This window comes from Acetobacterium wieringae, assembly GCF_001766835.1.
In the GTDB taxonomy this organism is placed as follows: domain Bacteria; phylum Bacillota; class Clostridia; order Eubacteriales; family Eubacteriaceae; genus Acetobacterium; species Acetobacterium wieringae.
On record NZ_LKEU01000035.1, the window covers coordinates 162,590 to 187,700 of the forward strand.

28 protein-coding genes are annotated in these 25,111 nt (G+C 42.5%); all 28 read left to right on the forward strand.

Going from position 1 to position 25,111, the window contains the following annotated elements:
* Window positions 1–306 precede the first annotated feature (306 nt).
* The 28 genes from ACWI_RS13150 to ACWI_RS13285 all read left to right on the forward strand — a co-directional run bounded on the left by ACWI_RS13150 (window position 307) and on the right by ACWI_RS13285 (window position 25,096).
* A complete protein-coding gene (locus tag ACWI_RS13150) occupies window positions 307–1,749 on the forward strand; it encodes a flagellar hook-length control protein FliK (protein ID WP_070371891.1) in 1,443 nt (480 codons plus the stop codon).
* 13 nt (window positions 1,750–1,762) lie between these two features.
* A complete protein-coding gene (locus ACWI_RS13155) occupies window positions 1,763–2,191 on the forward strand; it encodes a flagellar hook assembly protein FlgD (protein WP_070371892.1) in 429 nt (142 codons plus the stop codon).
* Between the two features lie 31 nt (window positions 2,192–2,222).
* A complete protein-coding gene (locus ACWI_RS13160) occupies window positions 2,223–2,633 on the forward strand; it encodes a TIGR02530 family flagellar biosynthesis protein (protein WP_084633690.1) in 411 nt (136 codons plus the stop codon).
* A gap of 72 nt (window positions 2,634–2,705) precedes the next feature.
* On the forward strand, window positions 2,706–4,181 hold the full coding sequence (locus tag ACWI_RS13165; RefSeq protein WP_070371893.1) for a flagellar hook-basal body complex protein: 1,476 nt from the start codon (window positions 2,706–2,708) through the stop codon (window positions 4,179–4,181).
* 184 nt (window positions 4,182–4,365) lie between these two features.
* Window positions 4,366–4,560 (forward strand): flagellar FlbD family protein, encoded by a 195-nt coding sequence (locus ACWI_RS13170; protein ID WP_070371894.1) that lies wholly within the window; start codon window positions 4,366–4,368, stop codon window positions 4,558–4,560.
* A 31-nt stretch (window positions 4,561–4,591) separates the two neighbouring features.
* A complete protein-coding gene (locus ACWI_RS13175; protein ID WP_070371895.1) occupies window positions 4,592–5,443 on the forward strand; it encodes a motility protein A in 852 nt (283 codons plus the stop codon).
* 20 nt (window positions 5,444–5,463) lie between these two features.
* The gene (locus tag ACWI_RS13180) at window positions 5,464–6,204 is read left to right on the forward strand and encodes an OmpA/MotB family protein (RefSeq protein ID WP_070371896.1); all 741 of its coding nucleotides are present in this window, start codon (window positions 5,464–5,466) and stop codon (window positions 6,202–6,204) included.
* A gap of 30 nt (window positions 6,205–6,234) precedes the next feature.
* Window positions 6,235–7,248 carry a flagellar motor switch protein FliM gene (locus ACWI_RS13185; protein ID WP_070371897.1) on the forward strand — a complete coding sequence of 338 codons (1,014 nt, stop codon included), beginning with the start codon at window positions 6,235–6,237 and terminating at the stop codon, window positions 7,246–7,248.
* On the forward strand, window positions 7,245–8,327 hold the full coding sequence (gene fliY, locus ACWI_RS13190; RefSeq protein WP_084633691.1) for a flagellar motor switch phosphatase FliY: 1,083 nt from the start codon (window positions 7,245–7,247) through the stop codon (window positions 8,325–8,327). The genes ACWI_RS13185 and fliY overlap by 4 nt, the downstream gene beginning before the upstream one ends.
* A 51-nt stretch (window positions 8,328–8,378) precedes the next feature.
* Window positions 8,379–8,741 (forward strand): response regulator, encoded by a 363-nt coding sequence (locus ACWI_RS13195; protein WP_070371898.1) that lies wholly within the window; start codon window positions 8,379–8,381, stop codon window positions 8,739–8,741.
* A gap of 17 nt (window positions 8,742–8,758) precedes the next feature.
* Window positions 8,759–9,115, forward strand: a complete 357-nt coding sequence (locus ACWI_RS13200; protein ID WP_070371899.1) for a FliO/MopB family protein — start codon at window positions 8,759–8,761, stop codon at window positions 9,113–9,115.
* A complete protein-coding gene (fliP, locus tag ACWI_RS13205) occupies window positions 9,108–9,896 on the forward strand; it encodes a flagellar type III secretion system pore protein FliP (protein WP_070371900.1) in 789 nt (262 codons plus the stop codon). The genes ACWI_RS13200 and fliP overlap by 8 nt, the downstream gene beginning before the upstream one ends.
* A 15-nt stretch (window positions 9,897–9,911) precedes the next feature.
* Window positions 9,912–10,178, forward strand: a complete 267-nt coding sequence (gene fliQ / locus ACWI_RS13210) for a flagellar biosynthesis protein FliQ (RefSeq protein ID WP_070371901.1) — start codon at window positions 9,912–9,914, stop codon at window positions 10,176–10,178.
* A 22-nt stretch (window positions 10,179–10,200) separates the two neighbouring features.
* Window positions 10,201–10,968 (forward strand): flagellar biosynthetic protein FliR, encoded by a 768-nt coding sequence (gene fliR, locus ACWI_RS13215; RefSeq protein WP_139142372.1) that lies wholly within the window; start codon window positions 10,201–10,203, stop codon window positions 10,966–10,968.
* 24 nt (window positions 10,969–10,992) lie between these two features.
* Window positions 10,993–12,060: a flagellar biosynthesis protein FlhB gene (gene flhB / locus ACWI_RS13220; RefSeq protein ID WP_070371903.1), complete on the forward strand. Its 1,068-nt coding sequence runs from the start codon at window positions 10,993–10,995 to the stop codon at window positions 12,058–12,060.
* Window positions 12,057–14,117, forward strand: a complete 2,061-nt coding sequence (gene flhA / locus ACWI_RS13225) for a flagellar biosynthesis protein FlhA (RefSeq protein WP_070371904.1) — start codon at window positions 12,057–12,059, stop codon at window positions 14,115–14,117. Before flhB ends, flhA begins: the two co-directional genes overlap by 4 nt.
* Before the next feature lie 36 nt (window positions 14,118–14,153).
* Window positions 14,154–15,017: a sigma-70 family RNA polymerase sigma factor gene (locus ACWI_RS13230; RefSeq protein WP_084633693.1), complete on the forward strand. Its 864-nt coding sequence runs from the start codon at window positions 14,154–14,156 to the stop codon at window positions 15,015–15,017.
* A 31-nt stretch (window positions 15,018–15,048) separates the two neighbouring features.
* Complete coding sequence (locus tag ACWI_RS13235) at window positions 15,049–15,810, forward strand: flagellar hook-basal body protein (protein ID WP_070371905.1); 762 nt, start codon at window positions 15,049–15,051, stop codon at window positions 15,808–15,810.
* Window positions 15,811–15,869: 59 nt separating this feature from the next.
* Window positions 15,870–16,571 (forward strand): flagellar hook-basal body protein, encoded by a 702-nt coding sequence (locus tag ACWI_RS13240; RefSeq protein WP_070371906.1) that lies wholly within the window; start codon window positions 15,870–15,872, stop codon window positions 16,569–16,571.
* A 44-nt stretch (window positions 16,572–16,615) separates the two neighbouring features.
* Complete coding sequence (locus ACWI_RS13245; protein ID WP_070371907.1) at window positions 16,616–18,055, forward strand: FapA family protein; 1,440 nt, start codon at window positions 16,616–16,618, stop codon at window positions 18,053–18,055.
* A gap of 37 nt (window positions 18,056–18,092) precedes the next feature.
* A complete protein-coding gene (locus ACWI_RS13250; RefSeq protein ID WP_084633694.1) occupies window positions 18,093–18,710 on the forward strand; it encodes a chemotaxis protein CheC in 618 nt (205 codons plus the stop codon).
* Window positions 18,707–19,195, forward strand: coding sequence for a chemotaxis protein CheD (locus ACWI_RS13255; RefSeq protein WP_070371908.1), 489 nt, complete (start codon window positions 18,707–18,709; stop codon window positions 19,193–19,195). The genes ACWI_RS13250 and ACWI_RS13255 overlap by 4 nt, the downstream gene beginning before the upstream one ends.
* Before the next feature lie 339 nt (window positions 19,196–19,534).
* Window positions 19,535–20,038, forward strand: coding sequence for a chemotaxis protein CheW (locus tag ACWI_RS13260; RefSeq protein WP_026395950.1), 504 nt, complete (start codon window positions 19,535–19,537; stop codon window positions 20,036–20,038).
* Between the two features lie 14 nt (window positions 20,039–20,052).
* Complete coding sequence (locus tag ACWI_RS13265; protein ID WP_070371909.1) at window positions 20,053–21,084, forward strand: protein-glutamate methylesterase/protein-glutamine glutaminase; 1,032 nt, start codon at window positions 20,053–20,055, stop codon at window positions 21,082–21,084.
* Between the two features lie 460 nt (window positions 21,085–21,544).
* On the forward strand, window positions 21,545–21,850 hold the full coding sequence (locus ACWI_RS13270) for a flagellar biosynthesis anti-sigma factor FlgM (protein ID WP_070371910.1): 306 nt from the start codon (window positions 21,545–21,547) through the stop codon (window positions 21,848–21,850).
* Between the two features lie 49 nt (window positions 21,851–21,899).
* Window positions 21,900–22,397 carry a flagellar protein FlgN gene (locus ACWI_RS13275; RefSeq protein ID WP_070371911.1) on the forward strand — a complete coding sequence of 166 codons (498 nt, stop codon included), beginning with the start codon at window positions 21,900–21,902 and terminating at the stop codon, window positions 22,395–22,397.
* A 21-nt stretch (window positions 22,398–22,418) separates the two neighbouring features.
* Entirely contained in the window at window positions 22,419–24,023 is a 1,605-nt protein-coding gene (flgK, locus tag ACWI_RS13280; RefSeq protein ID WP_070371912.1) for a flagellar hook-associated protein FlgK, read from the forward strand.
* A 56-nt stretch (window positions 24,024–24,079) separates the two neighbouring features.
* On the forward strand, window positions 24,080–25,096 hold the full coding sequence (locus tag ACWI_RS13285) for a flagellin N-terminal helical domain-containing protein (RefSeq protein ID WP_070371913.1): 1,017 nt from the start codon (window positions 24,080–24,082) through the stop codon (window positions 25,094–25,096).
* Window positions 25,097–25,111: the final 15 nt, after the last annotated feature.

Genomic DNA, 25,111 nt, shown 5'->3' on the forward strand with positions numbered 1-25,111 from the left:
TTCCTTGACTGTTATATAATAATGAACGGTTTGTTTTTCAGGAAAGATTCTTTTAACGGGAACAATTATTATTTAAAATAGGAGTTTTCTTAAAATCCAATTTAATTTGTGATTTAGATGTTTACAGCGGTTATTTTGGCTTATATAGTATACATATGATTATCACAGCCGTTACGGCTGTTATAATAAACGAACAATTTGAATTGTTCGATCATGTTAGCGGTACGATTGTGTATCGGTAATAATCAAACTTACGAAGGGAGGTAGGCAATGAATTTAGAGTTTCAAGCGACAGGAAGGTCGACAATGGCAGGATTGAGAGGAATGAGTGGACCAGAAAATCCATCCACCAGTCAGTCAAGTGGACATGAAAACAGTGCTCAATTTAAGGATTTGCTTAATCAGTCAAAACAGACGATCAACCAGGCGGATCATCATTTGGAGAAGGTTCGAAAGAATCAGCGGGAAGCCAAATCGATTGCAGAAAACAATCGACGGCAAAGCGATCAAACATCACTAAAAGATGATGCGGTCACGACTGCTGATGATCAAGTTGAAGAACCGAAGGAAGCGGAGCTAAAAAGTGATGAAGGACAGCAAAGCAGTTCTTTATCAACACTGGATTCAGCACAGTTAATGGCTATCCAGAGTTTTCAGGGAGGTATCGAAACAGCGCTGACACGGCTTAACCTGAAATTAGGTATTCAAGGAGTTGAAGAGCCGGAAGCTATGGGTGAACAGGGGCAAATGCTCACCGTGACAACGGAGAGTAGTCAGCTATTACTGTCACCTGCGTTAGAAGGTATGACACCATTTGAAGAAATCGGGGAAGAAGTCACACCGGTAGTGGTGCAAAACAGTGAAGGTTTGAATGATGGAACGGTTTTCCAAATTAAAGGTGAACCGGAGTTGCAAAAACTCGTTGGGTCTGAGTTAGATTCAGTTGAAATAACAACCAATAGACGCAACCCGGATCAGGAATTGGTTAGCCAGTCAATCAAAGTCGAAGGTTCCGATTTAAAGACCGTTCATGAAAGCCAACAGCTACAGGGGAATCAACCTTTGGAAAACAAATCTGAAATTGCGGTTGATGGCGCAAACAAACCTGTATTAACGGATGAATCAGAGGCCGACCAATTTAAATTAATCGATGTTCAAACCAACCAGATCAATCAAACAGAAAAACAGAATCTGGGTGAAAAGGGTGTTCAGGAAATTAATATGGCCGCTGTTAATTCAAACAAAAGCGCAGAAGTTCAAGCAACGAACAAAACTGAGGTCGCTCAGCAGGTTCAGCAGAAAATTCTTCAGAATTTCGAACCCAACAAGCCAATGGTATTTCAAATGACCCTGTCACCAGATAATTTAGGCGATATTGATGTCAAATTGAGTTACGATCAGGGAAAACTGATCATTGATATTATGGCTGTCAGCCAGGAAACCCAAAAACTGTTGGGAAAACAAATTAATCAATTGGTTAGAGGTTTGGCGCTTCAGAATGTTCAAGTGGAAACGGTGCACTTAAATACCCCGGTAGAACAAAGTGGCGATAGTCAGAACGCAGCATTTATGATGAACAATGGTTCTGATCCCAATCAAAATCAAAATCAGGCTCTGTTAAGAGAACGGTTTATTAAAAACAGCGGGGTATTAAACAGCATCACAACAAATGGTGATGAAGACGAACCGGTATTAATTCCCCAGAATCTCCAGAACTATACCAACCACCGTGTGAATTACTTGATTTAAGGAGGAAAATATAATGGCGATTGATAGTATTAATAATTATTTAAGTACTGCAGCAACGACATCAGCAACAACAGCTACTTCGACAAAGAAAACCGGCACATCGATGGATATGGATGATTTTCTCAAGTTGATGGTGGCCCAGTTGCAGAATCAGGATATGAATAATACCGCAGATACCTCGCAATACACGACCCAGATGGCCCAGTTTTCAATGGTGCAGGCCTTGACTGAACTGAATGAAATGACTAAAACAGTCTATTCCATGAGCTTGATTGGAAAAGAGATAACCTTGGCAGAAAACGCTTCTGACGGATCGCTCCATGTGGTATCAGGGGTTGTTGAAGGTGTTAATTTATATGACGGTGATGCTCAGGTTATTGTAAACGGTGTGTCTTACCCGATGAGTAGTATTATGGAAGTGGCTCAGGCGAAATCAGAATAATTGACATTTAGTGTTAAGAAGAGGTGATCCAATGACGGACAGAATCAATGGAAATTTTTATCGGTTAAATGATGCCATCATTCGACAAACCGAAAAAATCACCAATCCCACGAATCAGACCTCAAAAGTTACGAATCCAGATAAAACGGAAAACAGCTTTCAGGAGCTTCTCGATCAACAAATTAAAAACAGTGTTACATTTACAAAACACGCCAGTATCAGAAAAGAACAGCGTAATATTGAAGTGTCCGACAGTGATTTGGAAAAATTGGGCGATGCCTGTGATAAAGCTCAGGAAAAAGGGATTGGCAATGCCTTAATTATGATGGATAATTCAGCATTTATCGTCAATGCGGCAGATAAACGAGTTATTACCGTAATGGACAAAAACGAAATGAAAAATAAACTATTCAATGATATTGATGGTGCCGTGTTTATATAGTTGGACCTCGATGAGGAGACTGGAAGCTTTGACCGACAGATAAGCTTCGAACGGCACAGAAAGGAATCAAAAATGATCAGATCTTTATACTCAGGAATTTCCGGGATGGCAGCCCACCAGACCAAATTAAATGTAATTGGTAACAATATTGCCAATGTTAATACTTACGGCTTTAAAGCCAGTCGAGTGGTCTTCAGTGATGTGCTTTATCAGAATTTATCAACCGCTACTGAGGCAACCAACACGACTGGCGGGACCAATGCCAGCCAGTTGGGCTATGGTGCCAAGGTTGCCAGCATTGATATGCTCAATACTATTTCCTCTGGAGCCAGCACCGGTCGAGCCCTGGATGTCTATATTGCCGGTGAAGGCTACCTGGTTGTACAACCGGAGGCCGGAGCAAACCGCTATACCCGGGTTGGTAATTTAAAATTTGATGCCTTGGGAAATCTAACCGATGGTGCCGGTAGCAAGGTCATGGGAATACCACTGGATGTGGATAACAATCCTGTTCTTGATGCCAATGGTACTCTGGCAATTGACGATCTTCAGGCAATTAACGTTCCACCAGCAGAACTGGCTAAATATACCGGTATCACCATTGGTAAATCGGGCGAGATTACCGGGATCAAAGCTGGGGATCCAGAATTTACGAAAGCATCAGGATTTAGCTGGTTAAATTCCGTAACGGTGCCAGAGGATTCGAATTATACCGGAAATGTTGAATTGATGGTTGGTTACACTGTTTCAGTCGACTCGACAAGTGGAGATTTTGCAGGCGCTTTTACGATACCGCCAACTACTGATATTATTGGAACCTTAAGCATTGCGAAATCTGGAAGTAGTTATGTTATTGGTGAGGAAACAGAGTTAACGGATACAAATGAAGACCCATTTACAGCATATGGAACCCCAAGTGTTTCAAGTGCCGGAATTCTGACTTTTTCCGGAATGCCCGGATTAAAGATTGATACGAGTCAGTTTACAGGAGACGGTCCGTTTAATGCGACAATTATCCCGAGTGACGAAGTTACAGTACTTGCAACCATCAAAACTCAGGGTGGCGTGACAGAGTATCTTTCAGTTCCAGAAGATTGGGAGTTTGACGCAGAGAATCCAAATATCGCATTAACAGGAGAATCTGGTAGCATTAATTTAAATGTTGATGCTACAGAATTTGCAAATTTATTGGATCTGGATACCAGCGGTGGCTTACCAAACACCATCATCGGAAAAATCGAAGCCGGAAGTGATAAACCCGTAACCTTGGGCTACCTGGCACTTGGAAAATTCGCTAACAACGATGGTCTACTGCAAGATGGGAATGGCTACTTCATGGAATCTGCCAACTCCGGGACGCCCATTGCGACTAAAGCCGGAACCAACGGCACCGGCGGCACCGAATCAGCCAACCTGGAAATGTCAAATGTTGACTTATCTCAGGAATTTACCGACATGATTGTTGCCCAACGTGGTTTTCAGGCAAATTCTCGAATCATCACTGTTTCTGACTCCATTCTGGAAGAATTGATTAACCTGAAACGATAGCAAATAATAATTAAGAAGAGCTCACCCGAAGTGAAAAAATCCTTCGGGATGAGCTTTTTATCCTGGCCAGATACCAAAGGGGTTAGTACCCCTTTGGTATCTGGCTGTTACTTAGTAAAAAGTTGAAAATTACTTCTATTTAGGTTATACTATGAAAATAAAAAATATATTTTAAGGTGGAAATATGATAGAATTAACCAGATTAAACAAACAAAAGAATGAAAAGTTTCTACTTAATTGTGAGATCATTGAAATTATTGAAGAAAAACCAGATACCACCATTCGCCTGATGAATGGCAAACATTATGTGGTAAACGAAAGTTCTGCCCAGGTGTTATCAAAGATAATCGCATACAAACGCAACATTTTCAGCCGTTAACCACTAAATTTCTGACAGGAAGTATAAATTTATGGAAATTTCAACAATCATTGCTTATGTCCTAGTCGTCTTTACGATGTTTTTTGGGATGACATTCAGTTCTGCAAATGGTTTTAACATCGGGGCATTAATGAATTTCATTGATCCTCAAAGTATGTTTATTACCATCGGGGGAACATTTTTCGTGCTGATCGCCTCCTTTCCGATCAAATCGTTTAAACATATCCCCAAACATTTAAAGATGATATTTTTTAAAAGTAAACAAGACCCTCTGGAGTATGTGGATATTCTGACAGAACTTTCCAAAGAGGCGAGGCGTAAGGGATTGTTGGCTCTGGAAGCAAAGGCTGCCGATATTCAGGATGAGTTTCTAAAGGAAAGCGTTTTGCGAATTGTCGATGCCATTGAACCGGATAAATTAAGATCCTGGTTTGATCAGAAAATCGATTATATTTCGGAACGAAATGATCTCGAACGAAAAATATATGATATGGGCGCTGCGCTGGGACCAGCCTTCGGGATGATCGGAACCCTGATTGGTTTGGTAAACATGTTAAAAAACATGAGCTTTGAAGGTGGCGCCAGCACCCTGGGTGCCGATATGTCGGTCGCATTGATTACGACCTTTTATGGATCGGTACTGGCAAACTGTGTCTTTATGCCAGTTTCCAGTAAATTGGAAATTGCCCAGGAGCGGGATCTGCTAATAAAAGAACTGATTATCGAGGGGGTAGTTGCCATAAAAGAAGGCGAGAATCCCAAGTACATCCGAGATAAATTAATGAACTTTTTAACGGAAGATGAAATCAGAAAGGCAAATGGTGAATCTCCTTCAAAAGGTGGAAAATCCAAAGGTAAAAAAGGAAAAGCTGTTGAAAGTTAAAAATAGGGGTATAATATACTATGGGTAAGCGAAATAAAAACAAAAAAGGAATCAATAAAGATGCCTGGCTGAATACCTATGCAGACATGATCACCCTGATTTTAATCTTCTTTATCCTACTTTTTTCGATGTCAACGCTGGATGCAGCAAAGTATAAGCAACTGGTTGAGATATTTAATCCAGCAGCAGTATATGAAACGACCGGAACAGCGACCGAGTCAGACGGTTCAACATCGCCAAACGAGGATATTTCGGTGGAAGAGATTGTTGATCTGGAAGATCTTTACCAATACCTGAGTCAGTATACCAAGGAAAATGGCTTGGATGAGGCAGTCAGTATTGAAAAATATGAAAAAGCGGTTTCGATCAAGTTTATGTCATCAATCTTTTTTGAACCCGACAGTTCCCGGATTAAACCCGGCGGACAACAGGTCTTATCAGACATTGGCCAGGCCTTTAAAGCTGTGGAGCCGACGATAAAATCAATCCGAATTGATGGACACACGGCCCAGGCTGATTCACCAGTTGATGATCGGGACTTATCCAGCAGCCGGGCCAATGAGGTGCTAAGATTCTTGCAGAATGGCTATATTACTGATCCGGCAAAATTATTGTCAGTGGGATTTGGCCAGTATCGGCCCATCGCACCCAATGATACTGAAGAAAACCGTGCCAAAAATCGCCGGGTTGAAATCATTATTTCCGAAACTGAAGATTTCTTCAGTGACATTGCGACAGGAACAGATACAGTTGCACAATAGAATTAGAGACAAACACTTAGGAGAAACGAAATGGCAGAAATTCTTTCGCAAAGTCAAATTGATAGCCTTTTAAGCAGCCTGATCAGTGGTAAAGATGAGCCGGAAGCGCCAAGTCCGGTGGCCGGTAAGAAGGTTAAAGATTACGATTTTAGAAGACCAAAGCTTTTTACCAGAGAGCAACTTAAGCATTTATTCAGTATTTATGAAAATTATGCCCGGCTGGTGTCTTCTCATATAACAGGAATTCTGCAGACATACAGTTTGGTAGAAATAATCGAGGTGGAAGAACAGCAGTACTACGAGTTTAATAATGCCCTCCCCGATTCGGTCTTAATGGGGCTGATTGATTTTGATATTAAAGACAGCGAAGATGAAGAAGATCTGGTCATCATGGATCTTTCCAAAGACGTTGGTTTTTGCAGTTTTGACCGGTTATTGGGTGGCTCAGGAAAGCCCTTGAAGGAAGATCGGGAGTTTACTGAAATTGAAATTGGGGTTATGGAGTATTTTTTCAGAGGGATGATCAACCTGATGAAAAACGTCTGGTTTGATTATCTGGAAATCTCTCCCCGGTTAATGAAAATTGAAACCAATTCCCGAATTCTTCAGGGGATTGGGGCCGATGAAAATGTCGTCATTATCGTTATGAGTATTAAAGTAAATGAAACCCAGGGAAAGATTAACATCTGTATTCCGGCGACAACCCTGGATATGCTCTTTAAAAAGAAAATGTCTCAAACCAAGAAGAATATCAAAAGAGGCGATCAACAGGCAGAGGAAAAGAGACGCTTAAATATTATCAATGAAATCAGAAAGACGGAGTTGGAAATAAAAGGTGTCCTAGGTGATACGGAGGTACTCTCCCAGGATATTTATGAGCTGGAAGTTGGAGATATCATCAAGTTGAATAAACCGGCAAATTCGATGGTTGATATTGTTGTCAACGATGAAGTCTGGTTTAGGGGAGAAATGGGTGATTACAAGAAAAAAAGAGCGATTCAGATAAAAGAGCTTAACGAGAGGGGAAGTGAACTATTCATATGACAGAAGCAGTAGAAAATCCAGATAAGCTATCCGGAATGGAAGTTGATGTTATCGGCGAGGTTATGAACATCAGTATGGGCACAGCCGCCACCGCAATGTCAACCATTTTAAATACCAAGGTTAATATTACGACGCCAAGAATTGAAACAATCGGAGTCGAAGAGTTTGAGTTCGCTTACCTTGAACCAGTAATCGGGGTTTTGATTAACTATGTTGAGGGAATCGAAGGGGCCAATGTCCTGCTGTTACAAGAGTCGGACATGAAAAAAATCTTGTCACAGTTGTTTGATATGGACACCAGTGATGATATTGAGTTTGATGAAATCAGCAAAAGTGCCATTGGTGAAATCATGAACCAGATGATGGGAGCGGCAGCAGGCGCATTAGCTTCATTTCTGGGAAAAGTTGTCAATATTTCACCGCCAACCCTACTGGATACTACCAGTAAAGCCAGTATTCGTGATTTGTTTTCCTTGAAGGGCGATAATCTGGTTAGTATAAAGTTTAATCTGAGCATTGAAGGCCTGGTTGAAAGTGAATTTATCAGTGCCATGGAACCTGCTCTGGCCCGGGAAATTGTAACCATGTCGATGGGTGCCAGTGGCATGGACGATGAGGAAAAAGTTGCCCCGCCCCCGCCCCCGCCGGTACAACCGGAAGTGGCCTACCAGCAACCACCCCAGGCTCCGCCAGCAGAACCGGCTCGGGTGGTTCGAAATGATCCGCCACCAGCGGCTTATGCCCCACCCCAACAACCGGTGCAGGTCAATCCCTATGAATATCGAAAACTTGGTGAAGAGCAACCAATGAATATCCCTGGTGATAATCTGGACTTACTGATGTCTGTGCCAATTCAGATTACGGTAGAATTGGGCCGAACCAGAAAAAAAATAAAAGATATCGCCGAGTTGACACTGGGGAATATTGTTGAGCTGGATCGCCAGGCAGGCGATCAGGTGGATGTCATTGCCAACGGACGATTAATTGCCCGGGGTGATGTGGTCGTTGTCGATGATAACTATAGCGTAAAAATTACCGAAATTATTAAAGTCAGAGATAATTCTGAACAAAAAAAATAGCAGAAATTAGTATAGATAATAAATTCAAAGCATGAATTAAAGGAGAAGAAAATGAGTAAAATTTTAATTGTAGATGATGCGGCTTTTATGCGGATGATGATCAAGGATAGTTTAAAAAAGGGTGGTTATACCGATTTTATCGAAGCTGAAAATGGCGAAATTGCCCTGGCGGAATACAAAGAAAATCGACCGGATTTAGTGCTTCTGGATATTACAATGCCAGTGATGGACGGTATTCAGGCGCTTCAGGCAATTAAAGGATTTGAGCCCCAATCCAAGGTTATTATGTGTTCGGCCATGGGTCAGGAAGGGATGGTCGTCGAAGCCATCAAAAATGGTGCGCTGGATTTTATCGTAAAACCATTTAAAGCAGATCGTCTCCTTCAAACCGTTAATAGTGCCCTTGGCAAATAAAAGAGAGCAGGTTCAAATTGGGTTCGAGTGATGTATTTTCAATTATTCTGGCACTATTGGGAACCATCGGGGTCATTGTTTTAACCTATTATGGAAGCAGATGGTATATTGAACGGTTCATCAAACGGCCAGGATCATTATCAGGCGAACACCATATGAAAGTCATCGAACGATTAATTGTCGGGAAAAACGGTTCAATTATTATCGTTGACATCCAGGGAGTTCAGTACCTGGTTGGCGTCACGGAACATAACATTCAAATTTTATCACAATTGGATGAGCCCATTCCTTATCAAAAAAAGCAGGAACTATCTAAAGAGAGCTTTTTGAGTATGGTAAAATCATTTTCTCAAAAGGAAAAACAGAATGAATGATATAATTGAGACATCAAAAAATAGAAGTGTGCGTTTAAAAAAAATACTGATTAGCCTTACGGTCTTAGCCATTTTGTTTTCTCTGACTGCTGTAAAAGCTTATGGTGCCGAGTTATCGGTGGAAGGTTTGTTGGCTGGGGAAAGCTCGGATACGGTAAAAATCATTGTTCTGATGACATTGATTGCGATTGTACCGACGCTGCTCTTAATGATGACGTGTTTTGGCAGAATTATTATTGTTCTGTCGTTTTTAAGAAACGCATTAGGCTTGCAACAAACACCTCCCAATCAGATTCTGGTGGGTCTGGCGCTGGCCATCACCTTTTTTGTAATGTCACCGGTTTTAACCGAGATCAATGAGGTGGCATTGCAACCCTACAATGCCGGTACGATAAACACCCAGCAATTTTTGGATTTGGCAGTGGTGCCGATTAAAGAATGGATGTTGATGCAAACCACCACCACGGATGTGGATTTGTTTAAAAGTCTGGCAATACAGGCAGGCCAAACCGGTATTGAAAACGTGTCGCCAGCAGACTTGCCTATGACCGTTGTGATTCCTGCCTTTATCATCAGTGAATTGAAACGGGCCTTTTTGATTGGTTTTTTGCTGTTTATCCCTTTTCTGATCATTGACATGATTGTTTCGAGTGTACTTATGTCCATGGGGATGATGATGCTGCCACCGGTTATGATTTCCATGCCATTCAAACTGATGTTGTTTGTGGTGGTGGATGGATGGGGGTTACTCGTCAAAACCCTGATCATGACCTACAATTAAAGAAGGGAGCAGCTAATGAGTACAGGTGATTTAATTGGTATCTTTAGAGATGCAATCTTTACCGGGATGAAGGTGGCAGGTCCCATCCTGTTGATCAGTATGCTGGTGGGCTTGATTATTTCAATTATTCAGGCAGCTACATCCATCAATGAACAGACCATGACATTTGTTCCCAAACTGATCATCACCGCACTGATGATGATTATTGCCGGTGGGTGGATGCTTCAACAGATGATGGATCTGGTCTTTCGGATTTTTGAGCTGATTGCCACCAAGATCTAACAGATAAATATGGGTGATAAATGTGACATTTGACATGAACCAGTATTTGATTTTTTTGCTTGCCAGCTGTCGAACCGCCGGGGTGATTTTTTTTAATCCGATTTTTGGTCGAAACAGTGTCCCCAGTATCGTGAAAGTTGGTTTATCTCTGGCCATTGCGATGTTTGCTGTCTTTGAACTCGGAACGACCCAGGTAATTAATTACAGTGGGATTGAGTTTATCGGGGCGATGCTTCAGGGCTTTATCATAGGTATTGTAATTGGTTTTATCATGACCCTTTTTCTTTCAGTTTTTCAACTGGGTGGAGAAGTTATTGATATGCAAATGGGCTTGAGTATGGCATCCATGTATGACCCGGCCACCAAGGCCAATATCTCAGTGACCGGAAATTTGTTGACTGCGATGTACGTGCTTGTTTTTTTTATTTCAAATGCGCATCTGGCCCTCTTTACCGTAGTGATTAAATCATTTCAGGTTATTCCGCTGGGAGTTGGACAGGTCAGTGATAAGGTGGCTGTATATTTTATCGAATTGATGTACTATATTTTTATCTATGCCGTACAGGTAGCGATCCCCATTATCGTCACTGAAATCGTGTCCGAATTTGCAGTAGGGATCCTGATGCGCCTGGTACCGAACATCAATGTGTTTGTTATCAATATCCAAATTAAAGTTTTCATTGGTTTTATTGTTATCTTCACTTTAATCCCGGCATTGGCTAATTTTATGACTCAAATGAATTTGCTGATGATGGAAAAAATAACTCAGGTACTGACGTTTTTTGTCTAACATCGCTAATAATCGGAGAAAAGAATGGCAGGATCAGAAAAAACCGAAAAAGCAACCCCCAAAAAAAGAAAAGATGAACGAAAAAAGGGCAATACCTTTCAAAGTAAAGATGTTGTCTCTGTGGTACTGCTTTTTGTGGCTTTTTTTATCTTAAACCTGCTGGTTCCATTTATCTATCAGCAGATCAAGAATCTCTATATTGCCCAAATGAAGAAAATGACGACCATGGAGACCCTTACCGTGTCCGGGGTTAATCAGTTATTTCGGGAAGGGGCTCTGGTATTTTTTATTTCCGTGCTGCCGGTGGCAATCGTAATCATGTTTGTTGCAGTTATTATGTCAGGGGTACAAACTGGTTTTCTGGTAACTGGGGATGCATTAAAACCAAAATTTAACCGAATTAATCCACTATCAGGAATCAAGCGGATGTTTTCACTGCGATCACTCGTAGAGCTCCTTAAATCACTGGCCAAGGTAGCGTTGATCATTGCCATTATTTATACCACCATTTTGGCCATGATTCCAATGACACCAGATATGCTAATCACTAAGATTGATGAAAATGTGATGTTTATGATGGATCAGACCATGTCCATGGTTCAGACTGTCTGTATGATTTTTGCGGTTGTGGCCATTCTGGATTATGCCTATCAGCGTTACGACTATGAAAAAAAACTCAAAATGACCAAGCAGGAAGTCAAAGACGAATATAAGCAGACGGAAGGAAACCCCGAAATTAAAGGGAAAATCCGGCAAAAACAACGGGAAATGAGCATGAGCCGGATGATGCAGATGGTCCCTCAGGCTGATGTTATTGTCAGAAACCCAACCCATTTTGCGGTGGCCTTAAAATATGATGCCGACCAGGATGTGGCCCCGCTGGTATTGGCGAAAGGGAAAGACCATATTGCTCTGCGGATTGTTAAAGTCGCTGAGGAAAACAAGGTACTGGTTAAAGAAAATAAGGGGTTAGCCCGCAGTCTGTATGAATCGGTGGAGATTAATGCCTACATCCCGGCAGAACTCTACAAAGCTGTAGCAGAATTAATGGCTTGGGTTTATAGCACACGTAAAAAGGAAAATGTCAAATGAAAATCATTCAGAACCTTGTCGTTGTCTTTGTAATTCTGACAATCGCCCTTATTATTATACCACTGCCGCCATTTATTCTGGATTTTATGTTTATTTTAAACATATCCATATCCCTGATTATTCTCTTAACAACCATGTATATAAAAGGGCCCTTGGACTTTTCGATCTTTCCATCGCTGCTCCTTATTACAACGCTGTTGCGACTGGCCCTCAACATTTCCTCAACCCGATTGATTCTTTCAAACGGCGGAGAAGCTGGGAAAATCATTGAAACCTTTGGTTCATTTGTTTTGGGCGGTAATGCCGTTGTCGGTTTTATCGTCTTTATTATCATTGTTATTGTCCAGTTTATCGTAATTACCAAGGGGGCTGAGCGAATTTCTGAAGTATCGGCCCGATTTACGCTGGATGCCATGCCCGGAAAGCAGATGTCCATTGATGCCGATCTTAGTTCCGGGGCAATTACCGATGCCGAAGCCAAAGAAAGGCGACAGAAAATTCAAACCGAAGCCGAGTTTTATGGTTCTATGGATGGGGCTACCAAGCTGGTTAAAGGCGATGCGGTCGCTTCAATGATTATTGCGGTCGTCAATCTCGTCGGTGGAATGATTATCGGGATGGTTCAGGGATCCATGCCCCTTGAAGAAGTGGTTTCGGTTTATACCATTGCCACCGTTGGGGATGGTCTGGTCAGCCAGGTACCGGCACTGATGATTTCAGTGGCTACCGCCATGATTGTGACCCGGGCCGCTTCGGAAAACAACCTGAATGTGGATGTCAAGAACCAGTTTTTATCTCAACCCCAGGTTTTGGTCATTGCCGGGATTGGTATTGCGGCCCTGGCTTTTATTCCCGGCGCACCAGCATTTCAAATCCTGCTGTTAGCGGTCATGCTTAGCGGATTTGGTTTACTGATAATCCGTCGCTCCAATGTCAAAGTGGTGGTGGATGAGGTTGAGCAGATGACCCAGCTGATTCAGGAAGAAAGCAGTGAAGTTGATTTTTACCGTAACATCGATAATGTTTATAATATAATCGGGGTGGAACCGATTGAAATGGAGTTTGGTTACTCCCTTTTGCCGATGGTGGATGAAGGCAGCTCCGGGAATTTTATCGATCGGATCGTTATTTTTAGAAAACAATTTGCGATGGACATGGGCGTGGTTATTCCCACTGTTCGATTAAGAGATAATGGACTCATTAACCCCAACCAGTATATAATTAAGATTAAAGGCGAAGAAATTGCCAAGGGCGAAGTTCTGGTCGGCTATTATCTGGCCCTTGATCCGACCAACACCAGTGAACCCATTGATGGGATTGAAACCATTGAGCCAGCTTACGGCATTAAGGGAAAATGGATCACTGAAAATGAGAAAGAATTGGCTGAGGTTTACGGCTATACGGTTATTGATGCCCTTTCTGTGATTGTTACCCACATGTCTGAGGTTATCAAGAAGCATATGCATGAATTGCTGAGTCGTCAGGACATCAATACGCTGCTGGAAAACGTCTCAAAAGCCAACCCGGCCATTGTCGATGATGTCATTCCCAATATTATTTCGATAGCTGATTTCCAGAAAATTCTGATCAACCTCTTAAATGAAGGAATCCCCATCCGGGATATGGAGAGCATCCTGGAAACCCTGGGAGATCATGGTACCAGTATCAAGGATACGGACATGCTGACAGAATATGTCAGACAGAAACTCAAACGAACCATCACTAGAAAATACACCGATGGCAATAGCATCAAGGTTATTGCGCTGGATCAGGAAATTGAGAACATCATCCTCAATTCGGCGAAGAAAAACGAGCATGGCACCTATCTGGCCATCGACCCTCAGGTGGTGCAAACTATTGTCGAAAAGGTAACCGAGCAAATTGAAAAACTCAAGGAAATCATTGATCATTCGATTATTCTCACTTCCCCAATTGTGCGTATTTATTTTAAGCGATTAATTGAACAATTTATGGCAGACCTAACCGTCCTATCCTTTAATGAAATAGATACCAATATTCAGATTCAGGTGATCGGTATGATAAAGTTGGAAAACTAATCAACGCAAATCCTTCTAAAAATAAGGAGTGTCAGAATGAATGTTGCAGAAATAAATAGCGAAAAAAATGAACTAAGTGATAATGTATCGGAAGAACAGGCAGTCGATCAGATGCTTGAGCAGTCAGTGGAGACACCAGTGACAGAAAAGCTTGTCGATGAGAAGACGATGGCACTCTGGCAACTCTATAAAGAACAGCGCACGACTGAGATCCGGAACGAAATCGTTCTGCAATATACCGGTCTGGTTAAGAAAATTGTGTTAAGATTTAAGGGTAGTTACAACAATTTCGGACAGCTGGACGATATGGTTAACCAGGGGATGATTGTCCTGATTGATGCCGTTGAAAAGTTCGACCCTGAGATGGGGAATAAATTTGAAACTTTTGCTACCTTAAAAATCAGAGGAGCAGTGATTGATTTTATGCGTAAGCAGGATTGGGTCCCCCGCAGCCAGCGGAGTCTTTCAAAAGTGCTGGAAGAAACCTACGGCGAATTGTATGCCGCCCTGGAAAGAGAACCCAGTGAAGCAGAAATTGCCGCCAAAATGGGAATATCGGAGGCTAATCTCCAGAAGATTTTACAGCAGCGACATAATTCCATTGTTTTATCGTACGAAGAAGCCATAAACGAAAAAATGATGGAAGTTTCTCCGCTGATTACCGAAGAGCGAGCGGATGACTCACCGGAATCCACCATCTTGTTTGATGAACTGAAAATGAAGTTGGGAGAAGCCCTTGACCAGTTAAAGGAAAAAGAGCGGCTGGTGGTTTCGCTTTATTATTATGAAAACTTAAAACTCAAAGAAATCGCCGAGGTGCTGGGCGTAACAGAGTCCCGAGTGTCTCAGATTCACTCCCAGGCGATGATAAAAATGAGAAACCGTTTAAAAAACTATTAAATTAAAGAATTATTAATTAGGAGGTATTATAATGGACAGAGGATCCTATTCAGCCGCAGCTGGGATGTTATCCGGACAGCGAGCCATTAATGTCGTGGCTCAGAACGTTGCCAACGTTAGTACGGCCGGCTACAAAAACCAGTCAACAATACAGGCAACCTTTGCCGAATACATGGCCTCACGGATGAGCACTGATCCCCAAATTGCTCAGGCTGACATTGGCCCCGGTGCCTACATTACAATTAATGATGCGCAGTACATTGATTTTACACAGGGTGGTTTTGAGAAAACCAACCGGTCGGTGGATATGGCCATTCAAGGTCAGGGGTTTTTCGTCATCCAGAATCCAAATTTTGGACAGGTATTGACTCGGAATGGTCAATTTGAATTGGATCAACAGGGCTTTTTAACGCTCCCAGGGGTTGGTCAGGTTTTAAACACAGCCGGTCAGCCGATTCAACTGGCTGGCAGTGATTTCAAGGTGAAAACGGACGGCACCATTGTTCAAAATGGTGCAGAAGTAACCCGGATCAATATCTCAACGGTGGCTAACGCTGCCGATTTAACCCCGGTCGGAGAAGGGTATTTTCAGAGTGCCACCGGCTTTCAATTAGCTCCGGCGGGAACCTTCAACCTGTTTCAGGAGATGATTGAACGATCAAATGTTGATATGACCGAAGAGATGAGTGACATGATTGCCAAACAGAATAATTTTACATCGTGCACACAGATGTTAAAAATATTCGACAAGATCAGTGAAATTGCCTCCAATACCATTGGTAGGGTTGGCTAATAGCGGGATCGCAGTATTTCGGATAACTAATACCGGAACGAAAAAGGAGAAAAACGAGCATGATTAGAGGATTTTATGCAGCAAAAACGGGCCTGATCAGCCAGCAAAATACCTTAAATGTAATTGGAAATAACGTGGCTAATATTAATACCCTGGGCTTTAAACCTCAGGTGGTGGCTTTTGCATCGCTCTTATATGAAAACATCAACGGTGGAGCCGGTGCTGACATCAGTACGGGACACGGTGCCAAAGTACAGAAAATCGGGATTGATTTTACCCAGGGGGAACTGGAACCCACCCGAAGAGAGATGGACTGTGCCATCCAAGGTGACGGCTTTTTCGGAATTCTTAATCGGGAAACAAATGTCGTTACCTATACCCGGGATGGCGTCTTTCACGCCAGCGTCGAAGGTGATCAAAAATATCTGGTGGATATCAGCGGTAACTATGTCTTGGGGAAAGACAACAACCGAATCAATATCACTGCTGGCTATGATAGTGAATTAATCGGTGTTTTTTCATTTCCTAATCGCTATGGTCTGGAATTGTTAGGTGCCAACCAATTTGCACCAACGGCCGATTCGGGCGCCGCTCAGTTAGACAACGTCAGCATTATCAGAACCGGCTATATTGAATCGTCAGCGACCGATTCAGCTTCGGAAATGGTTAAAGTACTTCAGGCCAACAGTGCTTTTTCGTTCAATTCACGAATCATTCAATCCACGGATGACATGGAAAAGACGGTAAATCAACTTAGATAAATAAGATGAAATAAAGAAAAAGCGTAGGGAAAAGGGGATGGATTATGTGTGAGGAGAATGCCAAAACAGAACATGCAGCCTTGATTGAAGTCAGTGTCAGTGATGATAAAAAACAGGCTTTTATCAAACTGGAGAAACAGGAAGAAGGCAACACCGTTTTTACCAGAGAAGAGTTACTGGCCGCTCTGGCTGAGAACCAGATTGTCCACGGGATTATCGAAAGTGCGGTGGAAAAGCTGGCCCAGCGACCGATCTACAAAATTCGGATCAAGGTCGCCGAAGCGACTGACCCGATTGATGGGAATGATGGGGTCGTCAAACTGCTGGTAAAAAAAGACGCTGATTATAAACCGGAATACAGCGAAGATGAAACCATTGATTATAAAAATCTTAATTATTTTCAGATGGTAAAAAAGGGGCAGGTTTTATGCGAGATTACCAAAGAAACTCCGGGAATTGACGGGATAGACCTTTATGGACAGGTGATTCCGGCCCACAAAGGCAGAAAGCCCCAGATACCAGCTGGCAAAAATACCAGCCTGACTGCCGATGAATCCAAACTGCTGGCAGACTGTGACGGTATTATCAAATTTATCAATACCATTAATATTGATGAGATGATGCACATTCGTAAGAATATCGACTTTTCCACCGGCAACATTAATTTCCCTGGAGACGTGACCATTGATGGGGATGTCAGCAGCGGCTTTTCGGTGAAAGCCGGGGGTAATCTGATCATTAAAGGGGTCGTTGAAGATGCTAAAATCGAGGCTGCCGGGAATGTGGTCATTGCCAAGGGTATCTATGGTGGAAGCTCCGGAGATGTGATCGTCGGTCAGGATCTCCGCTGCAATTACATCGAAAATGCTGTTTTGCACGTTGACGGTGATATTACCGTGGATTATATTATTGATGGCAAAATCACCTGTAATGGTAATATTTATCTATCTGGCAGTAAAGAACTGGTGGTTGGTGGTGAAATACAATTGTTGGGTGAGCTGGTCGCCAGGGATATTGGAAATGATCGGGAATATCCCACGATTATTCGGATTCTGGGAGAAAAAATCATTGATCAGGATGAAATCGACCGATTAAGCGCAAAGGCGGCAGAAGTCCGGCAGCAGCTGGCGGATAGCGGCGAAAAAGAAGCCCAGGTAACGGCGCTGTTGCTGGCTCAGGAAAAGAAGGACATGCTCAGTCGTAAACACGACAGCCCCGCCATGGAACAGATCGCCACTCTGAAAAAACAGATTGACCGACAGTTACTGAATCTGAAAAAAGAAATAGCTGAAATAGAAGATGCCATTATTTATGTCAAAAAAAGAGCCAGTGTCTCTTATTACGGATCAGTTTCAGCAAAACGAAAACTCTACCGGGGCACCCGGATTTATTTTGGCGAAATGCCCTTTTCATTCGAATTCGACAGCCTGGATCACTGCAAAATATATTGGGACAACGATACGATTATAAACGGAATGCTGTAATAAAGAGAAAAATGATTGAGGAGAAAGAGGTATAAATTTGTTCGAGAACTATGATGAACTGAATGAAATGCAAATTGATATGCTCCGGGAGATCGGTAATATCGGGGCTGGCAATGCGGCCACAGCGCTGGCCACAATCCTGGATGAAAAGGTGGACATGAGTGTTCCCTCGGTTCGGATCACCGGTTTTGATGAGGCAGTTGCCAATCTGGGCGGGGCCGAAACCATGACAGTAGCGGTGCTGGTCAATTTCAGCGGCGACGCTCACGGGATGATTATGTTTTTACTTAACGTGGAAGATGCAAAAAGTATTATGGACATTCTGGTGGGTGAAGATGATGGCGAAGAAGGACTCAGCGAAATGAAGATTTCCGGCATCAAAGAAATTGGAAATATTCTGGCTTCATCCTATGTCAATGCCATTTCGGCCTTAACTGGGCTGACCATTGAGGTATCCGTTCCCTATGTGGCCATCGACATGGTCGGGGCTCTGATGAGTGTGCCGATTATTGAATTTGGTGCAATTGGTGACAAATTAATGTTTATTGAAGAAAATTTCCTGGGCGAAACCAACGATTTAAAGAGCAACATGATTATGTTTGCCGAGATCAATACATTAAAAACGATTATGCAAAAACTAGGGCTGGAAATATGAGTCAGGCAATTGTAATTGGAATATCGGATTATAAATTAGCCAAAGGCCCGGAAGTATTGGTCACCTATGCTTTGGGTTCCTGTGTGGGCGTATGTTTGTATGACAAAGTCACAAAGGTTGGCGGTTTATCGCATATTATGCTACCGGACAGTACTAATTTTTCAAATAAGGACATCAATCGCAAAAAATTTGCAGATACTGCCATTGTGGATCTGGTAGACGAGATGAAACGAGCCGGATGCGGCAATAACCGCATCGTTGCAAAAATTGCTGGTGGAGCCCAAATGTTTGAGGTTCAGCCTGGCAGCAAGCTGGGCGCCATCGGGGAGCGCAATATTCTTTGCGTCAAGCAGGTATTAAGCCAACTACGGATTCCCATTCTGGCCGAAGATACGGGACTAAATTTTGGACGAACCCAATATTTTGATCTGGCTACGGGAATTATGAAGATACAGTCTCTGAATCGCCGGATTGAGGAATTTTAAAGCTAGTTCAGTTGAATATAGTATTATTTCGTAGGGGCGATCCGAGATCGCCCGCACACTACTTGAATAATTCGATTAGTTCAATTTTCAAGATCCTTTAATTGATTAATGTGGTTATAATTAAGATAACTAATTATTTGTTGAACACGTTGTGCTCAGCATTTTTTTGAATATAAATTTACACATCATTCACAGTAAGTTTAAACGCTATTAATCAGGGTAAAAAGAGAACAAGAATTTTGTTAAAGAGATGAATAAATTAGGGTGTACCTTTTTCGGCGTTTCAAGTATAATGGTTACAATGAAAACTTTAAAAAATATTTGAAGAGGAGATTTATAATGGCAGAAAATGTTGTAGATAATTACAATCTGGAAGAAGATACTCAGCACGGTAGATTTCTAACCTTTTCCTTAGAAGATGAAGTATTTGGCATTGAAATAAAATATGTAACTGAAATCATTGGAATGCAGTCGATTACCAAGGTTCCGGAGGTACCGACCTACATTAAAGGGATCATCAATCTGCGGGGAAAAATTATTCCGGTGCTTGATGTCCGTCTGCAGTTTGGCAAAGAACCGGTGGACTATAATGACCGTACCTGTATTGTGGTTATTGATATTGAAGCGGTTTCGGTGGGCCTGATTGTCGATAACGTGGAAGAGGTTCTGACCATTGACGATGAAGAAATTGCGCCACCGCCATCCAACAAAACCGGCTTTGAAAATCGCTTTATGAAAGGGATTGGTAAAGCTGGTGGCAAGGTTCAATTATTGCTGGATTGTGAACGCCTGCTGAAGAATGAAGAAATCGAAGTGATTGAAGAATTGCTTGAAGAAAAATAAGTGGAGGATCCGTGATGAGACTTAAGCAAAGAATTAAGGTGCTGATCGTAGACGATTCCCTGGTCTTTCGTGAGTCTTTATCAAGGGAAATATCGAAAGATCCTGACATTGAAGTCGTTGGAACGGCAACTGACCCCTACATGGCCAGAGATTTGATCATTAAACTAAAGCCCGACGTCTTAACCCTGGACGTTGAAATGCCCAAAATGAATGGCATTGAATTCTTAAAAAAACTGATGCCGCAGTATCCCTTGCCAGTCATTGTCGTCAGCTCGGTTTCCAAAAACGTTCTCGATGCTTTAGACGCCGGAGCCGTGGAATTTGTCACCAAACCCAATGTCACCCGCCCCGGGGGGATGGCATCTTTTGTTAATGAACTGATTATCAAAATAAAAATTGCCTCCACCGCCAAGGTTGGCAATCGCAAAAGCGACTATACACCAAGCCGAACGGTAACCAATCAGGGCATTGATACGATGAGTAAGATCATTGCCATTGGTGCCTCCACTGGCGGAACCGATGCGATCCATACGGTAATCTCCAGTTTGCCCCGGGATATGCCTCCGATTATCATTGTCCAACATATGCCCCCGGTGTTTACTAAACTCTATGCCGAGCGTCTGAATAACACCTGCGAACTGGAAGTTAAAGAAGCCGAGGACGGCGATGCCTTAAGGCCCGGCCGGGTTCTGATTGCCCCCGGTAATTTCCAGATGCGTCTGGCCAAACGGGGTACCGGTTACATTGTTAAATGCACCCAGGAAGAAAAAGTCAGTGGACATTGTCCCTCGGTTGATGTTCTTTTCGATTCAGTGGCGGCTGTGGCCGGGAGACAGTCGGTGGGTGTTATTCTCACAGGTATGGGCCGGGACGGCGCAAATGGTCTCCTGAAGATGAAAAAAACCGGAGCCTACACCATCGGTCAGGACGAAAAATCTTCGGTAGTCTACGGTATGCCGATGGTGGCCTATAACATCGGTGCTGTTGACAAACAATTGCCACTTGATCGCATTGCCGACGAAATTATCCGATTTTTGTCGAAATAAGGCCGATGCTGGTAACGGGCGAACACGGTTCGCCCCTAGGAACTAAAAAATACCAACGCAATAATAAAAAACCAACGTAATGCATCATCCCGTAGGGGCGATCCGAGATCGCCCACAACGTCGATGTCAAATCGAATGTTAATCAAAAAATCATGCCGTTGCCCGGGCGGGTACTACCCGCCCCTACGAACCAAAACCACCAGTGCAATAATAAAAAACCAACGTAACACTTCATCCCGTAGGGGCGATCCGAGATCGCCCGCCATACCCCGCACCTAATAATCCAGACACCAATACCTTACGAGGCTGTCTGGATTTTTTTCTTCATCCCGCCATCATTATTTTTCTTTCTTTTGCTAAAGTTTTCTTTTATAATGACGATAAGTATAACAAGCAGAAATATCACCAAAATTCAGACAAATTTTAACAAAATAGATTATCCTATAAAGGAGGTAAAGTCATGAAAATTTCACTCGGCAATAATCCCGCCGTTCAAGCCAAAATTGGCCAGGATACCGCCACTGAATCAGCCCGTCGTGTTAATGCTGAAAACAAAAAAAATCCTATTGCTAAAACCGACAGCACCGACATTTCCAACAGTCGCAGTGCATCTTTTGAAGACAGTCGGGTTGCCACTGCTAAATCAGCCATTTTGTATGACGTCACCGTCAAAGATTCAGACCGTTTAGGCGAGCTTAAAGCTGCCGTTCAAAACGGTACCTATCACGTAGCCACCAGTGATCTGGTCGATGCGATTTTAAAATAAGTTCCCGGCCCTTTGAAGCAGTCGGGAACTTGATTCGAGGAGGCTTAATATGCTTGAAACAACAGAATATCAAGAAACACTCGATAGTTTTTATAACTATCTTTTCGGGGTTATTAAGCTTCATCGGGATACCATACCTAAACTCAAAGACGAATTGATGTTGATTCAGAGCAATAGCATCGATGAGCTAAATGATAACCTTAATCATCAGCAGATATTTTTGTATCAAATTAAAACATTTGATCAGGATGTTGCCACCTACATGGAAAAACTGGGTGTCAGTGGTGAAAACATCTCAGAAGTGATTAAACAGCTGCCCGAAGAAGAACAAAAACGATTTAAAGAATTGCTGGCCGAATTTAAAGAAACAGCCAAAGAAATTAAGTTTTATAAAGATAAATGTCAGACCCTGCTCCAGACAAAACTGCATACCGTCAATAAAAGTATTGCTCAGTTTAAAGCAAAACAGGATAAAATGACGTATGGCGAAGATGGAAAAGAAGAGGGCAGTGTTAAACTTCCCAGCGCTTTTGAAAAGAGTGTTTAAAATAGATTAAGGAGAAATGATATGACCGCAACATTTGTATCATATAACATAGCCAGTCGGGCCATGGATACCAGCCAGGCTAGCATTAATATCGTGGGAAATAATATTTCCAATGTTAATACCGAAGGATACACCCGCCAACGGGTCGATATTGTGTCGGTGACCACCAGTGGAAAGGTTGAAAAATATGCAACACCAGTGGTTTCAACCGGCCTTGGCTCCAAAGCCACCGGTACCACTCAGCTTCGTGACCCTTATATTGATGCCCGGTATCGCAATCAGAATTCCGAAAACAACCGCTATAAAACCATGGTTAAGGGTCTTAGCAACCTGGAAGATGTCTTTGATGAAGCTTCGGCCGAAGCCCTCCAGGGGGAATTGTCCAGCTATATCAACGACCTTCAAAGTTTGTCACAAACGCCAACCAGCTCGGACATTGCCCAGGTGGTGAGGTCCGCTGCCGAAAAAGTCACCCAGATGCTTAACATGTATGCCAATCAATTGGATGAAATTCGTACTGAGCAAACCGAAAACCTGGAAGTTACTGTTAAGAGTGAATTTAATACCTATGTTAAAAATATTGCAGCGCTGAATGAACAGATTCAACGGGAAGAGATTTACGGCAATACGCCCAATGAACTGTATGATCAGCGCAATTTGTTGATTGATAAGCTTTCAGAGGTTTCTAACGTCAAAGTTAGCATGTCTCCCGCTGATCGGATTTCGGAGAACCTCTCCATTCCTCATTATCGCATCACCATTGAAAACCCCAGCGGTGGCGAACCAATTTTGATTGTCGATAATGATAAGTACGCAGAAATGAGTCTGGATGCCACCACCGATCCTCTTGATGTAAAACTTTTAATTACCGATACTGTTGGCAATTTAAGAGATGACGCCAATAGTCTCGTCACCGACGGCAAGCTTGAAGGTTATTTAAGTATCATCAACGGCAAGGGCAGTTTTGCCAGCGCAATGGAGAATGATGCCAAGGGCATTTATTATTATAATGAAAAGATTGATATTTTTGCCAAACAGTTTGCTGATACGATGAATAAATTAAACAGTGAAATCTATGAATCGGATGGATCAGGTGGATATGTGCTCAATGATTATAGCACCGATCCCAAGAATCTCTTTACCGACTCTTCCGGTACCTCAACGGCAAATTTGACTGCCCGAAACATACAGGTGTCAACGGCTTGGCTCAGTAACCCATCTTATATTAATACCACCCGTAATCCGGCAATTGATCCGACTCCGACTGGATATGAAGCAACGCCGGCAGGTTCTGACAATGTGCTGCGAATGATTGAAAATATGAGCAGTAAAATTGATTTTAAGGACAGTGATGGTAATACCATTTTAAGCGGAACCTTTAATGAATACATGACCAGTGTGGTCAGTGAAGTGGGTACTGATGTGGAGTTATATACCAATTTTTCTAAAACTGCCACCAATGTGTTCCAGACCATTTCCGACGCCAGAGACTCAGTCTCTGGGGTTTCTCTCAATGAAGAAGGAATCAACCTTTCAGCTTTCCAGAAGATTTACGGAGCAGCGGTGCGGTATTTTAACGTACTGGATGAAAATCTCGACACGATTATTAATCGGATGGGTGTCTGATTACCGTAGAATGAGAACGGATATAAAACGATTATAACAGGAAGGGAAGTGAATTTATGCGAATTACCTATCGAATGATGACCTCAAAGTATTCCACCAATTTAAATAGCCTGTCATCTGATTTGGATAAACTGAATACTCAGGTGGCAACCGGACGAAAATATGCCAAAACCTCGGAGGATGTGTCATCAGCGGTACGAGGGTATCAAATCAGACGGAATCTGGCTAAGGTAGAGGGATATCGGGATAATATTCAACATGCCGATGGATTTCTAACCAACTCGGAAACGACGTTAGGTCAAATTGAATCATCGCTGGCAGAAGCCACTGATAAAATATTGCAGGGAATGAATGGTACGACCAGTAAAGGAGATCGGAAGATCATTGCCACTGAGTTGCGCACTATTCAATCACAGATGTTGGAAACTATGAATACCGAAATTACCGGTACCTATCTTTTTGGTGGCACCAATAATCAGAAACCCTTCGAGGTTGTAGGTGGAAAACTTCAGTATAACGGTGTCAACTTGGATGATCTTGTAAAAGGCTCAACTGAGGCGAATAAACTGGAGAATGACAGTATGTATGTGGATATCGGCCTTGGCGTTAAATTTGACGAAACCACTGGGGAAGTCGATCGGAATTCGGTTTTTAACTATTCCTTCCCAGGTCTGAGTTTTATCGGAATGGGAAAAAATTCGACCGCAGTATCGGGTGAAGATGTATCAAATAATCTCTATGATTTATTGGGTCGCATTGCCACGGAGTTTGAAAAGTCAGACGGTGCTTATTCATCAAAAACTGTTGACAGTTTATATGGATTATTTAAAGAGAATAGCTTAAAAGCGTATCAGACAACGACGGAGATTGGCGCAAAAACCCAGTATTTGGAATTTATGACGACCCGCTATGAAACCCAAAATTTCAACTTGCAGGAACGGCAAACGGAGGTTGAAGGCGTTGACGCTGCTTTTACCTATATCGCTTTTCAAAGTCAGAAGGTTGCTTATCAGGCGGCTTTGCAAATGGGGCAAAGTGTGGTTCAGCAGTCCGTTTTTGACTATATGTCTTAAATGAGGAAGAAAGGA